2 protein-coding genes are annotated in these 18,285 nt (G+C 42.1%); both read right to left on the bottom strand.

Annotated features, from left to right (window positions below; all coding sequences use genetic code 11):
• Positions 1-18 precede the first annotated feature (18 nt).
• Entirely contained in the window at positions 19-1,017 is a 999-nt protein-coding gene (locus H5715_RS05490; protein WP_075187489.1) for an NAD-dependent epimerase/dehydratase family protein, read from the bottom strand.
• A complete protein-coding gene (locus H5715_RS05485) occupies positions 1,014-16,895 on the bottom strand; it encodes an SDR family NAD(P)-dependent oxidoreductase (RefSeq protein ID WP_075187490.1) in 15,882 nt (5,293 codons plus the stop codon). The genes H5715_RS05490 and H5715_RS05485 overlap by 4 nt, the downstream gene beginning before the upstream one ends.
• Between the last annotated feature and the right edge of the window lie 1,390 nt (positions 16,896-18,285).

The following is an 18,285-nucleotide window of genomic DNA, read 5'->3' as shown; positions in this document are numbered from 1 at the left end:
CTCCCCTCCTATTATAAATTAAGCTGCTTTAGCCGGAATGATTCCGGAACTTTTATACCAACGGATACAAGCTTCTAGCATTTCATCTAAAGAAGCTTCCCGATAATCCAATTCTGCTACTGCTTTTTTTGAATCGAAATAATAGTGCCCGCCAAATACCCGCATTCTATAGGCTTCAACAGCGGGCTTCGTTATTTGGAGGTACGGCAAGTTATCGCTCATCCAAGCCTTTAGATATTTCATCCAATAATTACCTCCCGGCCGATCCGAGACACGCCCCAACATCTTTTCGATAGACTCAATATACGTTCTAAACGTTACATTTGTACCCGCTAGAATATACCTTTCGCCCGCCCTACCATTTATGAGAGCATTTACATGGGTCCGACCTACTTCCTGGGCGTGACAAAAACTACCACCGCCCGGAGGAATAAAAGGAAGTTGATTAAATGCCACTGCAAGTACTATTCGGCCCCATTGAAAATTGTAATCATAGGGGCCAACCACTTCCGATGGATTTAGGATAACCGCATCCAAACCCTTCTCAACGGCATCAAGAACGTAACGTTCGGCTTTGAGTTTGGATACCCCATAGGGATTATGCTCTCTAAACCCAGACAACGGGGTCATTTCATTAGCATGAATTGAAACGCTATTTGCGCACCCTATTGTAGATGTAGTACTTGTAAAAACTACGCGTTTTAGCTTTTTTTCTAATGCGGCTTCACAAATATTTTTCGTTCCTTCAGAGTTAACTTCAAGCAACTTTGGTATATCCGATTTTTTGCAACTGGTAATACCTGCCGTGTGAATTACAGCGTCGACGTTTTCTGCCACACCATGAAGAAATCGTTTATCCTGTAAACTGCCGCTAATTGTTTTAACGTTAAATTGGTTCAGATAGTCGACATTAGAATTTTCACGAACCAAACACAGTATCTCGTGCCCTTCAGATTTAAGAGCTCTCACGATATTTAAGCCAAGAAAACCATTCCCTCCAGTGAGAAATACTTTCATCGTTTACCTTCTCCTTCTCTATCTAAAATACGCATGAATGTCTTCTTTTTCTTATCCCCGGGCAACTGCAACGGGACCGCCGCTGGATTTCTTTCTGGGTTCGTGGCAATCCCGATAATAAATCCGAGCAAATACTGAAGTATGTTTTCGGAAGATTGCCCCATGTACCCGTTCTCATGACAGTAAAGCGTAATTTTTGCTTTGTTTTCAAAGTAGCTAATATCGGCTGCTGCTTCTAACTTAAGTTCCTTCATCATTGGCAGAGTGAGTTCATGAGTATTGAATGTTAGAAGCGAGTTATGCGTCTCTTGGTGTTTTCGATCCGCGAAGAATTCATTAAACTCTTCAAAGGCTACGTATTTAATCAACCGCTCAGTTTGAATAACTCTAAGCCACTCTGAAGCCGTGCTCCTTACAACACAGGGTATCCGGAATGGAAGCAGCACGTTGACGCTTCCGGTAGATAGCCCATGAGCTAACTGACTAAATTTGTTACTAGATAATCTTGAAAGAAGTAGTCCCCAAGCTCCGATAAATAGTGTTTCAAGCTCAATTTGATTATCAGCACAGAACATCTTCAATACCGTGATTTCTTCAGCTGACAATTCTTGAATATTGGCTTCAGAAATATTTCCGAATTTTGAACAACTGTATAGATCACCCAGTTCATTTTGCGACTGAAATTCATTCAAATATTCTTTCCAATACCGCTTTTTCCAGTCGTCCTTGCCGAAAATCTTTCCGCCTAACCTACCGCCTTCACCAACAACTAATCCTGCAATATCAATATTCGATTTATCGATAATAAACCAAGAATCATAAACTCCTTCTTTACTTACGTTTTTGTGTAGTATGTCTTCCTTACCCTTTCCTTCTGCTGTAGCTACGAATCCTGAATAATTACTCAAATGCGTATTCACTCTATTCCATGGGTAATTGGGTAACGAAACTCTTTTGGGATTTCCATGTGAATGAAATTTATTCCAATCGATCTGCGCCCCCATCACCCATAGCGAAACAAGAGCTTGAAGCTGTCGATTCAACATCAGGCTATTTATGTAAAGTTCACCGGACTGATCAGAAAGTAATTCCGTAAATGATGTTGTACTTTTATTTTTCGGATCGCCAATGATTACTCCAGGCAGTTCCTTTTCAGTGTTGCCTACCCACTTTTCTGCTTTCCCTATAAATGTCTGCACGTTATCCACAATAAACGCCACTCTATATACCATCGCTGCACGGCCGACTTGTGTAGTGAACGCAACATCCTGAAGGTTATAAATAACATCGCCCTGCAAATATGTTTTAACATTATCCACATAGCGAACAAGTTGCTCATGTGTTTTTGCGGAGAAAACAATTGCTTGTTCGGGATCACTATGAATATCCATTTCGCTATGTGAATAGGACTCTAGTACCATAAATGTATTTGCGCCCCCCATCCCGAACGAGTTGATTCCCGCTGCTACGGGTTGCAGCTCATTCATTCTCCACGATGTTGCCCGCATGGGAATATAGAATGGCGAAAGGTCTTTTTCGAAGACAGTATTTGCCTCTTTGATATTTACACAAGGCGAAATTGTGCGATGTTTCATACTCAGTAATACTTTTATTACAGAGCAAACACCTGACGCTGCTTCCATATGTCCTAAGTTTGCCTTAGTCCCCAAGGCGCAGAAACCTTTTGCTTCTGTTGTTTTAGCTATGGCCAATTCCATCGCTTTCAATTCAATGGGGTCGCCAAGCTCGGTACCTGTACCGTGACACTCAATATAGGAAATATGCTCGGCGGTGATGCCAGAAGCTTCTATAGCGTCCGCTGCGGTTCGCGCCATATCCCTCAAGTTGGGTAAAAATTGGCCTGCGCCGACACCAGCATGACTAACTGAACTTGCCTTGATAAGGCCATAGATATTGTCGCCATCTTTAAGCGCATCGTCGTAGCGCTTTAGAAGGATAAGTCCGGCACCCTCACTTGGGACAAGTCCATTTGCATGTTCATCAAAAGTCGCTTCCCTTCCGTTGGGTGAAAGGACTTTCATATCCTGTAGCATTAGATATTTACTTGGGTGCAAGCTAACACTCACACCACCTGCGAGCGCGTAGCGGCATTCACCATTTAAAATAGCGTTTCTTGCCAAATGTATTGCTGTTGATGAAGAAGAACATGCTGTTTGAATTGACATGCTCGGGCCGTGAAGGTCAAAGAAATAGGATATTCTATTAGCCAACTCACTACCCACAGACCCCGGCCCGAAATACTGTTTCTTTTCATTCCAGCTATCTGCAACAACACGAGAAAAGTCATCACTCATTGATCCTATAAAAACTCCGACCCGATCATCACCAAACGAGTTGGGTGTATAGGCCGCGTCTTCGAAGGTGCACCATGCAGCCTCCAGAAGTAATTTGACTTGTGGATCCAGTTTACAGACTTCATCAAATGTCATATTGAATAGGTCGTGGTCGAATTCATCGATATCATCAATAAAGCTTCCCCATTTGCTCACTGCTTTATCTACAACACGTCCAACTTGGGTACCATAAAAGTCTTCTGCGGCCCAGCGAGTATCTGGGATTTCGCTAATCGTACTGTCCCCTGAGCATAATATCTCCCAAAACTCCTCAAGGTTATTGGCTTTAGGGAAGCGTGCTCCTATGCCAATAACGGCTATATCCTCAGAGGCTTTTTCTACTCGTTTTGGTAATGGCTGGTAAGCACCAAGAGGCTTAACCAATCCATTAATTTTCTTTGCTGGTTTTGGTTCTTCATACGTAGCTCTAATCTGTTTAGGCTTAGCATTTTGTCCGAACAAAGAGATAACAGAATCGGAGTATTGGCTACTAATAAATTCTGCCAACCTCGCAACAGTATCATGTTCAAATAACGCTGTTTTTGGTAGCGTCTCAAATGTACTTTGCAGTTGGTTTTGCAATTCCATAAGCATGACAGAATCAAGTCCAAGTCCTTCAAATCGAGTATTGATATCGATTTTTTCAGAAACAACTTTTGTAACCGACGATACTGCATTTTTAAGAAACTCGTTTAGATCGTCATTTTTAGTTTCAGCAATTGGATCTTTGATACCCGTCTTTAGTGATTCGGGTACAGACACCGTCCGCTTCATTTGAATCGTGTTTCCTTCGTCATTTACTATTATTCTTTTTTCCACGACTTTATCCGCGCGCGCCACTCCGCCGACCACTTTCAAATAGCCTTTCAGTTTCTGGGAGTCCCCCGCAGCGACGACGGCATTAGTTAAACCAAGCGATAGCAGCGATTCAAAAGCCTTCAACCCTTGAACTTCTCCAAGAGCCTGTATCCCCGAAAACTCGAAAAATGCCTTTTGCTCTTTGGGGATTTCCATCCCGCCCTCAAGCCAAAGCGGCCAGTTAATTGACAGAGTTAAACCATTTCTCTCTCCTGCTACAACTTTCTGTTGCCTGTGTTCAGCAAACATATCCATAAAGCGGTTAGCACAAGCGTAACTACCAGATCCCAAATCCCCAACGAGTGCCGATATCGACGAAAACAACACGAAAAAGTCAAGATTTATTCTCTTCGTTGCTTCGTCTAAAATTAGCGTTCCGGTGACTTTAGGTTCGAGAACGCGCGAAAATTCTTCTACGCCTTGCTCAGTAAGTGATTTCGCATCTGAGACACCCGCACTGTGAATTACGCCATTTAAGCTTCCGAAAGTCTTTAATGCATGATCAATTAGACCGTTTACTTCTTTTGGATCAGAGGTATTTGCCGAAACATATTCCACATGGTTGTTTTCTGAACGTAGAGTATCCACTATTAATTGTTTTTCATTGGTCAACGCCGATCGACCAGTCAGCAACAAATTGGCTTGGTAGGTATCGACTAAATATCTGGCGAATACCAATCCGAGCTTACCCATACCTCCAGTAATCATGTAAGTTCCGTTGAATTTTAATACGTTATCTCTCAACGATTTTGTACTAACCTGTAAACGTCTAACTTCACGTTCATCATTTAGGTAACGAACCTCTTCAGACATGTTATTACCGTCGAGGTATTCACTTATCAAAATTGAGCTACGAGTAATTGAATCTATGCTAGCTGGGAAACAAACCGACACCATTTTAAATCGATGGTTGATCGCTAAAAGCGATTTCGAAAAACCAGTGAGTGCACCGTTAATCGAATTTTTATTAGGATCAGAGATCTCGTGAAAGCAAACCAGCTTGAAAGGTTGTAACGGATGAATCTCTTCAATGGCTTTTAATAGGTGCGCCAGCTTTTCGACCTCATTAGACACTCCCCGATTACCATTACCTGGCGCGCCTAGCTCACCTTTTGCTTGGAAAAATATGACGGAAGGGAAGGCATTCTTTCGCTTTAGAGCCGACACTAGCTGAGTATTAGCACTATAATCGCCTGCGTTTATACGCCAATAATGGGTACTACCATCATCCGATTTACCAAAATAGCTATCATCCGATATGCTCACATCTATTACACCGCGATCACATTTTTCCTTCATTTCTTGCGCGAGATCTCGATCAAAATCGAAAAGAAGGACAGACTCGCGAATTCGGCTAGAATCCTGAACTGAGGCGTCTTCCCGTTTCCAAAAATAGTCATAAATATTGACGTCATCGATAATATCAGGTCCGATTTTTACGAATGAACGAGCGGAAAAATTGTGTAGTTTTACTAGAACTTTACCTTGAGAATTAGCAATCACTATCTGATACTTTTTTAGTTCAGAACCTGAACTCTCCTCATCCATATACGCAAAGGCAAAACAATGCTTTTCAAGCGGATGTATGATTTCGACATGCTCGACACCGAATGGCACTATAGGATGACTAGGCGTATGCCCGACCGCATAGTCCGCAGCCAAACCTGTCCTCACAGCGGCATCCATAATGCAAGGGTGTAACACGAAATCCTGCAATGTACTTTCGTGTGTATCGGATAGCACCAACTCCGATAACGCTTGCTTGGCGTCAAACCTGTAACGTCTTTGCGTCACTCGATAGCTCGGCCCATATTCAAAACCCATCGAAAAGAATTCATTGTAGATATCATCACGGTTTTCTACCGTATGAGCAGAATCTACCAGCGCGTCGATATCCAGCCACTCATCGTCCTGAAATTCATCACCTCCGATTAGTAATGTGCCTTGGCAATGGATAGTATTCGCCGTATCTGAACTCCGTATATCAAAGTTCAATTCAGCTTCATCAGGGCGAATATGCACCTCAATTTCTATTGGCTCTCCCCTAACTTCAATAGGTGATATCCACAACAAATTCTGAATATGCTTAATTGGATACTCGCCCAAAACGGCTTGTTCTCCACAAACTCTCGCTATCTCCAAATAAGCAACACCAGGCAAAATTATTCTCGCGTCGCCCGTATTGACGACATGATCTGAAAGGTAGAACTCCTTGCCGGTAAACGTCTTTGAATAACGCTGCGAAAATATCGATGAATGATTACGATCAATTAGTGGGTGTATAGGGTCAAGCTTGACTTCGGATTTTTTCGCTTCGTCAACCCATACGCGTTGCTCCAAATACGGTTTTGGCGGAAACGACATTTTTTTGAGGTACTGGCGGCCAAACTGTTGTACCAGTGGAAATAGGACATTTGTATAGGAGGCCCAGTCAACATCTATAGATGATACCCAAACAGCCGCCAATTTCTCCCATTGTGATTTAGCCAAAATACCTTCTAATAATTTGTTTCTATCTTCCTCATCAAACAGTTTATTAAGACCTATATTAGATTCGGCGTGATTAAGCACCAGCGATGCATGATCTGACTTTTCTATAAACGCCGACAAAGCAGAGATCAATTCATCGACTGAATCGGTGACTACAGCGAGTCTTGATGCGAGTTGGTCTCGACCGATTTGCGAGCTAAATGCTAAGCGATGCAATAAATGCACATCTTTGGTCTCTAAATCACACAACCAACCCAGAACCCGCTCTACATATAGAGTCAGTCGGGCCTGGTCATCTGCAGACAATACAAACACTACCTTGTGTACGCTCTCGTCAAGAGGAAATTCGATATCCTCAAACTCTTCAACTAAGATATGGGCGTTGGAACCACCAGCACCGAAGGAGCTTAAAGCGGCCCTGCGAGGCGTCAACAACTTATTTTCCCACTCCTTTAAAATTTGGGGAACATTAAGTGGTGTACTGTCGAAATTAATATTCCTACTCAACTCCCTAGAGTGAAGCGATGGAACAATTTTTTTGTTTTTTAACTGAAGAAGTATTTTTGTTAAACCCGCAATACCGGCAGCAGATTCTAAATGTCCAATATTTGTTTTAACTGAACCGATATCGATTTTTGAAATATTCGATAATCCGTGTTCGACACTGTCATTTAACGCCCGAGTCAACCCGGCCACCTCAATCGGGTCACCGAGTGAGGTTCCTGTACCATGCGCTTCAATATAACTCAATGAATCGGCTCGCCAATTTGCGCGTGCAAGTGCTTTGGCAATAACCGCTGTCTGAGCTTTTTGGTTGGGCACTGTATAGCCGTTTGTTTTTCCCCCATGATTCAGCGCGGTCGCATGGATAACTCCGTATATATTATCGCCGTCTTCGATAGCTTTACTTAGCGGTTTCAATAATACGGCTCCTGCCCCTTCACCGGGTACATAGCCTGTACCGCCTTCACCGAAAGCTCTGCAACGGCCGTCACTAGAGAGAAATTGTTCCTGGCTAAGCAATTCATACTTTATGGCGTGTGTTGCGAGATTCACCCCGCCGGCGACCGCAATTTCACAATCACCATTACGAATATTCTGACAAGCGATTTGTATAGCCGTTATTGACGACGAGCACATTGTGTCCAAAGCAATGCTCGGCCCTTTCAAGTCAAAGGTGTATGAAACCCTATTTGCAATTGACGAAAATGACGAAGCAGGTTTACCAAATTTCAGTTGCTGTTCAGAAATAGGGATATGCTGATAGAGACCCCACATTACACCGACAAAAACGCCGACAGATGATCCTTTTAGCGCTATTCGGTTTATCCCAGCATCTTCGAAGCATTCCCACGACGTTTGTAGAAACAAGCGTTCCTGTGGGTCTATTTTTTCCGCTTCCCTCATGGTTATACGAAAAAATTCAGGATCAAATTGGTCTACAGAATCAAGAAATCCGCCCCATTTACTATATATTTTTCCTTTTTTTGTTCTGTCTTCGGTAAAGCTCGTTCTAAAGTCCCATCGATCTTTAGGAACGTCTACAATACTGTCCTTACCCAAACAAAGGTTGTTCCAAAATTCTTCAAGTGTATTTGCTTGTGGATAGCGACCGGCCAGACCAATAACAGCAATTGGCTCGCTACTTGAACTTATGGCGAAGCGATGCCTTGCCTTGGGTTTATTTCTCGCGATGGAAGTTCGGACACGATCTGACGTAGTGCTCTGCACTTTTTTTGATGATGAATCAGGTGCGAAGGACACTTTAGGAAACGACAATTTGTCGCCGCTTAACCTTTCAATGCACTCGTTAATCGACCCATATATCGACAATTTCTTGCCGAGAAACTCAGGATATAGAGCACCCAGTTTTGCTTCTATATGCATAGCAGACACGGCATCTATAGAAAGGTGTGAAAGTGATTCATCAAGAATATCGTCCGCTTCAATTAATGACAGTTCACCTGAAAATATATTAAATATATCCAGGGATTTTTCAGAACTTACCTTCTCACTAGATTGCTCAATATCGCTATCTACAAAATGTTCACTATTCCCTACCGGGCTTACGACATTAACACTGGCATCTGTCAATACCATCAATTTCCTGATGATATCCTTCTCATGGTTTTCCAAAAAATATTCTGAAATACTAGATATTTCTTGAAATTCATAGAAAAGCGTTTTCGGCACATCGTTTCCAAACACCTGTGAAATCTGATCATTCATAGATGTGATCATGACAGAGTCTACACCGTACTTGTCCAGTGCTTCATCGATATCAATTGCATTGATCGGCAACTTGGTTGCTGACGATAAAGCTTCTTTCAAAAAATTCGTAATCGCGATTTTGGAGTCTGAACCGGGAGGAGTATTTTTATTTTCAATTACCTGTATGGCATCGACTGCATCAGTTGCTGGTGATTTTATAATCGATCTAAAGTGCTCATTATAGTTTTCTTCAAAGAATTCTTTTAGTTCATCAATACTTTGGTATTCAAAAAATAATGTTTGCGGGATTTCGTCCCCAAAGTCCGCACGTAATGTTTCATTCATCGCCATAATCATAACGGAGTCTATGCCATAGGCATCGAGAGCATCACTTGAATCTATCTCATTTAGAGATACCTTCGTTGCGTCAGAGACTAGACTTTTTAAATACTTATCAATCGATCCATTTGATTCACTATTACCTACCGGCAAACTAATAGTTTTTTTATTTTCTAAAGCCGATTTAGGCAATTGGGCTACGGACGACTTATTTTTTGTACCTGCGAGTTTAACGACGTACTGAACAGTAAACCCGTAAAAGCTTACGATAACATCGCCAGAGCTATCCAATAGAAATATATCGTAGCGGCTCCTTAGATTCTGATTAGAATTAATTGGCAACTTACGCGCGAATACTTTACAACCGCCCACCAGGGGCTTTCGAACGACTATTTTATCAACAGATACCGGAAGGGGAATTCCAGAATTTAAATTGAATCCACCAATAGCTACAGACGTTCTAATCGCGCCATCTAGCAATGCGGGGTATAGATAAAACCGTTCGGAATTTTCTGACTTGTCGTTAGCCGATAATCTAATTTCAGAATAGGATTCTGTTTCCGAGTAGACTATTTTTTCGATAACTCTAAATGTTTCGCCAAAATTGAAACCTAAGCGATCAAAAGCACTATTAACCTCAGAACGATCTATTTCGGTACCGGTACTGATAAGCTGTTCAACTGAAGGGGTTTCTATCGGTACAGAAAAACTTTTTTCTTTCCCAGCGGGGCTCAACCCTTCGATAATAAGTTTCCCAGAGCAATACAGTTCTCTACCGTCGTCAGCGCCAAATATTTCAAAAGAAACGCTATCATTATCGATATAAAGTCCGGTCCTAATTGTACTGGCATCGTCATCGACAATAATGGGCTTTAACCATTGAATATTTTCAAAGCCAAGAACCACACTCCGGCTGGCCTGCCTAGCGGCTTGAAGCACCATTTCCACATAACCGACACCGGGTAGTACACGACTATCGCCTACCCTGTGATCCATCAGGTAGCTTTCGTTCGGGTGAAAGGTCTTTTCAAAGCACTGCTCATCAAATGTCGAGATATTTTTATCTATAAGCGGTGATAGCGCTTCAACAGCGTTAGTCCCGAGTGGGGTATGCTTTACCCAATAGCGGCTTTTATCAAAGACATAACCTGGCAGTGATATTTTCCTAATTTTTGTAGAATAAAGCAGCTCCCAAGGAATATCACTCCCAGTCATCCAATGGCTTGCGATTTTTAGAAGATCAGGCTTTTGAGCGCCAACTTCAATATCTACAGCAGCGGGATCCCCTTTAATATTTCCTCTACTTTCTCGTTTACCCCACAAAATATTTTTGGGTGTTTTACCAACCGATACCTGTTCAAGCAGAAGACTTAATTCAGCTACTGATTCGACAATTAAAGCGCACCCATAGTCATACGCAACTCGCCCGGTCTGCAGGGTAAAAGCAATTTGCTCGAGCACAAGGTTACTTTCGCGTTTGATATGATCAGCATGCTCTGCAACCAGCCCTTTTAACGATAATTCGTTTCGTGCAGACAATACGATCAGCTTCGGATCGCTATTACCCGTCAGAGGAAGAGGCTCAGCGACATACTCTTCAAGAATTAAATGTCCGTTCGCTCCACCGGCTCCGAATGAACTCAACGCGGCCAACCGATTTTTCCCGTTATTAACGGTCCAATCACCAAGTGTTTGCTGGACTACAAAGGGGCTGGAGTCTATTTTTGCGTAGGGATTTAAATCCTCGGAATGTAATGATGGAGCAATCTGCTTATGTTTAAGCTGCATCAACAACTTGATTAATCCCGCGACACCAGCAGCGGCTTCCGCATGTCCGATATTAGATTTAGCTGATCCTATTGCACAAAACTGTGAATCATTTTGTTCAAATGCCTTTGTAAGGCCAGAGACCTCAATAGGATCGCCCAGACTGGTCCCAGTGCCGTGAGCTTCTACATAGCTGATATCGCGTGGGTCGATACCGGCAGTTTTTATAGCATTTTTTATTAATGCGGCTTGCCGATTTGGGTTTGGAACGGTGAAGCCACTGGTTTTTCCACCATGATTGATGGCTGTACTTTTGATAATTCCGTAAATATGATCGCCATCTCTAATCGCATCAGCTTTACGTTTTAATATAACGGCACCCACAGCTTCAGCTGGAACATAGCCGTCACCACCAACACCGAAACTACGGCAACGGCCATCCGTAGACAAAAATCTTCGATTCGACAGTAGTGCATACTTAGCTGGATGCAGTGAAAGATTTACACCTCCGGCAACACCCGCGTCAATTTCGCCTTTCCTCAACGCATCAATGGCCAAATGCATCGCGGTAATAGAGGATGAACATGCTGTATCGATTGTTATACTGGGGCCGGAAAAATTGAATTGATATGACACCCGATTTGCCACGGCCCAGTAATAGGACTGGGGAGTATTTAGTGTGCCAGGTGATCCTCCGTCAATACCAAAAAGGTGGTAATCACCCCACATAACTCCGGCGTAGACGCCCACAGGGCTATCGTAAAGGTCTCTAGGTTTTACGAGCTGTTCTGGGCGATACCCCGCATCAAGAATTGCGAGGAAAACGGTTTCCAGAAATAGCCGTTCATGGGGATCTAATTCCTCAGCCTCTTTTGGGGAAATATTGAAAAACAGCGGATCAAATTGATCAACGCCGGAAAGAAACCCCCCCCATTTACTATAAGTTTTACCAACCTTAGGGGATCCGTCACTGAATAATTTTTCAATATTCCAGCCACGATCTTCAGGGATTTCTGAAATGCTATCTCGCCCCGTCTTTAAGTTATTCCAAAATTCAGTAACATTTTCTGCTTCGGGAAATCGACCCGAAATACCAACAACTGCGATATCTTTATCCATGGATAAAGATTCGCTTAATGGTGTACGATTTTGAGTAGTGAACCTCGCTGACCGCGCAAGCGTGGGTTCGTTATATCCCAGTGTAGAATTCTTAGAAATCGTCGGCCTCGACGCATTCGACAATACATCTGAAAAATTCTGGCCATACTCGCTTAGCAGATATTCCGACAAGTCATTAAGATTTTGATTTTCGAAAAATAACGTTCTAGGTAAGCCTTCGAACTCCTTTTCCAGTACATTAACCATATCTATCATAACGACGGAATCAAAGCCGAAGGTTTGAAAGTTGCTAGTAAGATCGAACCTTTCTTTGGAAATCTTAAGTTCTTTCGCAAAGATATCGACAAGGTAGGCGTAAATTGTGTTCTTTGAAACAACTCCGGCTGAAGACACACCCATTTCTTTCGATGACGCTAGCGTTTGTGTTTCTTGACTTTCGAACAGAGACGTAACACCAAGTACTTTCTTGACTTTTTCTTGATCACCTTCCAATACCGCCATCTGTCCAATAGGGAGGTTAACCGCAAACTCCAGTGCTTCGAGTCCAGCGGCGTTTTCTAATGGCGTAATACCAAAGTTTTTGAATAATATTTCCTCTTCTTTATCGCCCAGCTGCATACCACCGTCTTTCCAGTATGGCCAGTTAATTGATACCGCAGAACCATTTCGTTGCCCGTTTTCACTTAGTACATTTCGATAGTGGCTATAGTAATCTTCAAACGAATTTCCGTAACCATAATCGCTCTGCCCCAGATTACCGAAAATTCCTGTAACACTTGAAAATAGTACGAATACGTCTATCGGCTGATCTTTCGTCGCCACATCAAGAGCAACAGTACCTTTAACTTTTGGGGCCAAAACTCTCTGAAACGCAGAATATTCTTTTTTAATTACGAAGTTATCTTCAATCACGCCTGCGGAATGAATCACCCCATTTATCCACTTTCCGCTTTGATTTATTTGATCAATCCAATTATTTACCGTATCAATTTCCGCTACGTCCCCACGCAAATACGTAACGGAACCGCCGGATTCACATAGACCTGTGAGCAGGGCCATTTTTTCAGGCGTCAACTCAGACCGCCCTGTGAGGTAAATATCCGCCTGATAATTCGATATTAAATGTTTAGCGACAAGTATGCCGAGAGCTCCCAGTCCGCCGGTCACCAAATAGGTTCCACCACTTTTGAAACCGCACCCGGTTTCGGGTTTTACCAATTCATTTACTTTTGAGAAGTCGTTGAAAGTAACAAATTGCCGACCGTACCGTTCATCCTTTATATAAGCCAAGTCTACTCGGGTATCATCAAAACCTAGCTCATCTTTAACAATATTTGCGAAGCTCTGGGACTGAAGATCAAGTTCATCCAATAACAGAACTCGGCCACTATACGTCGGTTTTTCCAGTTTGATTGACTTGTAAAATCCACTTAGGCCTTGTATCAACGAACTCGCGGTTCTGTGATCACCCTTCGCCACACTCAAAATTTTCATTTTTCGAAGAGGCTTAAATGCAGCTTTAACCAAAAGGAAAACACTCTCTACTATAGCCGTTAAAGAAAGAATGTCGGTCCTGTCAGGCGATAAACAATCAAAATCATCGTGTAAGATAATTACTTGCTCTGGTAAAGTACCGTGCTCTTTTAGTCGTTTGAATACAGCGTCATAATCGTCAAACTCTAAAGCTCGAACACAGAATTCCGTATTCGAAATAATTTTAAGCTCCTTTCCCGTACTTACCGAGACAAACGTAGATCCAGAAAACCCCTCATTACAACTCAAGGCCTTAACGCAGCGTTCAATGCGCTCTTCCCCGCCCACAACTAGGAGATATTTCGCGATAGGGATTTTCGATGCAGCCTTATCAATAGCGCTCCACACTGGGACATAGTAGCTATTCTTATTAGGTTGCGACCAATGAAAGAGCTCTTCATCGGAGGATTCTTTATCACCATTATCGCGCACGCAATCTGATTCTGACCGAGCCGTTAGAAGCGCCTCACGACAATTAAGCCCCTGAATAACTACAGACGGTATAGCCATACCCTCGAAAGGATTGCTATTAAAAAACAGAATATCAACTTTTTTTACGCCATTTTTACCACTAACATCCTGGATCTTAATAAGAGAAAAGCAGGATTTCAGTAATCGTTCACTCACGATTACGCGATCAATAGAGAATGGTAAAATTGTTTTAGCGTCGGATTTTTCTTCCTGGCATATCTCGCTCAATAAAACTACGGCACTTTGCAAACCGCCATCAATTATTGACGGATGAATCCGATATTGATTATCAATTTCTCCAATGGAATCAGGCAGAGAAAGCTCAGCTAACGCGGCATCAGAAGAAAGATTCAGCTTGACTATCGATTGATGAGATACTCCATAACTAAATCCCAGCTGGGTTAATAATACGTAAATTTCTTCTTTTTTAAATTGTTTAGGCGTATCCGTCCAAAATCCTTCAATCGGATCGTTTCCGCGAACTCCTTCGCTAAGGAGGGCACTACCATGACAATTAATATCGATTATGGAGTTTTCAAACCCACTTGCAACTTCAAAAGTGATATATGTCGAATTTTCTGGTAACGAAAATGTCGGTTGTGATGGAAAGATTTTAACTCTCATCTCTGAATGTTCATCACGACCAACTAAAGGCTTTAAAAACACCATATCTCTAATTTCAATGGTGGACTTATCTACCTCTCCTGCCTCCGCAGAGCGGATCAATGTCTCGCAAATAATTTCCAAATATGCCGCCGCTGGTAATACCTTATTTCCCTGTACTATATGATCCTTTAGGAAAAATTCACGCCCTGTAAAATGACTCGTAAAACGTTGCTCCTCCAAGGACGAAGTGTTTTCATGAACCAGTGGGTGCAACATAGCGCCAGCGCTGAAACCTTGCCTATTCCCCTCGGGAATCCAGTATGAATTTTTCTCAAATGCATATGTTGGCAACTGTATCCGTTGTGTTTTTTTGGTAGGGAATAACTTACAAAAATCCCATTTTGCCCCCTGTAAATAGAGCTCCAGAAGAACCCCATATAATTTTTCTATATTGCGATTTTTAGCCGTCGCGCTTAAGTGCGCATCAATAAACGCCGTAGCTTTTTTACTGGAATATTCAAAAACTTCTACATCATCAATATTAATTTGACGGCAATGGTCGACACCTAGATCGATATCTTTGTGTAAAGCGGTCAATAAGTCACTATGATTTTTTACTACATACGCCGAACGTACGTTTAGGTGATCTCTACCTATTGCCAATCCAGCACAGATATCCTGCATTCTGGCTTTCCGTCCGTCATTCCCAATCCAATCTTTCAGCTTATTCTTGGCAGAAAACAAGCTGTCTTTAGTTTTTGCTGAAACTAAAACAAGGTAGTGAGAATGTTGAGCTTGCCGCTTTATTTTCTTTTCCGGCGGTTGCTCCAATACAATGTGAGCGTTCGTTCCGCCGAATCCAAATGAGGATATACCAGCTCTCAAGGGCGCTGAAATCTGCGAATTTTTCACCAATTTCTGCCAATTAGTAGCATCTTTTACGATTTTAAAAGGCGTATCATCCAACCTAATTCGACTATTCAGAGCCTGGTAATTTTGAAGCGGAGCCAGTTCTCTATTCTTGAAAGACTGAATCACTTTAATAATTCCGGCTACTCCTGCGGCCGCTTCTAAATGCCCGATATTTGTTTTAACAGCGCTTAGATGACATTCCAGTTCGCTTAGATCTATTTTTTGTTCTTTCGCCATTCGATCGAAAGCCAACTTTAAACCTTCAATTTCAATCGGGTCACCTTTAGGCGTACCGGTACCATGAGTCTCTACATAGCTCACTGAACTTAATGGGACATTTGCACGTCGATGCGCGTCACATATCACGTCTGCCTGTGCTTCGGCGCTGGGGTAGGTTAACGTATAAGTTTCACCGCAATGATTGACTGCACTACCCTTAATAACACACTGGATAATATCACCATCTGCCAAAGCCTGAGTTAAAGGCTTCATGAGCAGAAAGCCCGCGCCCTCGCCCCGCACATATCCATCCGCAGAATCGTCAAATGTGCTACATCGGCCTGTAGGCGACAACATCCCCATTTTTGAAAAGGATATATGACGTGTTGGTGTTAAAATCAGATTAACACCGCCAGCCAGAGCTAAATCGCAATCGCCATATTCAATAGCCTGGATCGCGCTGTGAACCGCATTTAAGGAACTGGAACAAGCTGTATCAATTGGGAAGCTAGGTCCTTTGAAATCAAAATAGTGCGAAATTCGATTGGCTATTATGCTAGAAGCCGTACCTGTACTATGGTGTGCTTCGATATTAATGCGCTGGCCTTCCTGAAGTTCCTTATAGTCGTGATTGAAAACGCCGCAAAATACGCCGGTACGAGACCCTCTCAACGTAGAGGGGGCAATACACGCATTTTCAAGACACTCCCACGCCAGCTCCAAAGAAATTCTTTGCTGGGGATCCATCGTTGACACTACCTTTGGAAGCAAACCAAAGAAATTGGCGTCGAATTTATCTACGCCGTCAATAAACCCGGCCCACTTACTTAAACTTTTATTATCCCCTTTCTTAGGATCTCCCCAGTACTCCTTCCAATCCCACCTAGACACGGGAATTTCAGATATACAGGAACGCTTAGATGTGAGATTTTTCCAATATTGGTCGGGACTTATTGCCTCCGGAAACTTACATGCAACACCAATAATTGCTATATCCATTTTATCTCACCAAAAAATATACGAAGATTAATAAATTACTACTCACAAAAAAAAGGCAAACGACCGCTTCCCTGGCACATTTAATATTGCCAGAAACTTCTAAAGCCTATTTTTTTGAAAACCAGAACCCCAAGTTCGGACTTTATGGGAGTATTAAATCTGTCATTTAAGTGTATTGCCTGTCTAGCAACGGACTACTATTTTGAACCGATCCGAAACGAGAACACTGCCGCCCCTTTATGGTTTTTCCGACAGCAAAGCGATAATTATGGCGCGCTTACTTTCAGAGCGACCAACAACAAACAATCATTGCCATTAACCCAAATGGGTCATCGACTAGATATATTTTTTAAAACACAATACATCTTTTCAAAAGATAAACACTGATAAATCCATTGAGTTGAAAATTACTCATTTAATTTGTCACCCTTCTGACCGCCGCCAATGCTACAACCACGGTATGACAAAAAAATGAATAGCTAAAACAAATGGTAATACTTTTTATTGTTATATATTTGTCACACGACACTGCGGTCGCGCTCCTATGACTTAATGCTTATCAATACTCAAGTCATCAAGGCGCCAATGTAACCCAATCCGCGCTCAGATGACAAGCATGTTTCAATTCTATTAACAAAAAAATAAATTAAAAAAATAGAAAGCAATAGGATAGATAAAATGATAGCAGCGCTTATAGCGCCACTTTAAATATTTCCACGTCATGACTTAATAGTCGAACTTTATTTAGATGGTAAAGGTATGGAGTTTTGCCTGCAGGTCATGTGTAGGTGGGCGCTTCAAAAAAACCGGTAATTTTAAAATCTCGCCTATACACACTACATTAGCCAAAACTAATAGAGCAAGGATAAAGGCGTTTAAATATTCATATTGGCGCACCAATTTCGAACCAACAAAACCCAAATAAAAATGGCAGACCCCACCCAACAAGATGGAAACGTCCTATAGAAAATAAAATTAACGCCAATACACCCTACTGCAGAAGATGCGCTCCCCCTAGGACATATAATTAATATATACATTGATATTAGTGGGTGTATAGCACCTTCCTGATTTTACATAGGGAATTAACGATATAATTTTAATTGTCGGAAATATCCGGCTGAATTCCCCTGCGTTTTAAATGCATGACACTTTAGCATAACCCGTTCAGAAACCATTTCTCCCGATAAATATCTTTAGCGAAAAAAATCCCACCCTATGAATGGCGAGAAACACTCTTTTGATCAACTTATTCTTATTCCTTGCTACAATTTTGTAAGGCATATCAATCCGCACGAAGCAGCGCAGAAAATTGTTATTGGGTTGCTGATATAAATCACGGGTTATTAACATAGGGGATTGTTAAAATAATTCGGTAGTCGAGCCATTG

Source organism: Teredinibacter haidensis (assembly GCF_014211975.1).
GTDB lineage: Bacteria > Pseudomonadota > Gammaproteobacteria > Pseudomonadales > Cellvibrionaceae > Teredinibacter > Teredinibacter haidensis.
The sequence above is the reverse complement of the archived record's forward strand: the minus strand, read 5'-3'. Positions and strand labels throughout refer to the sequence as shown.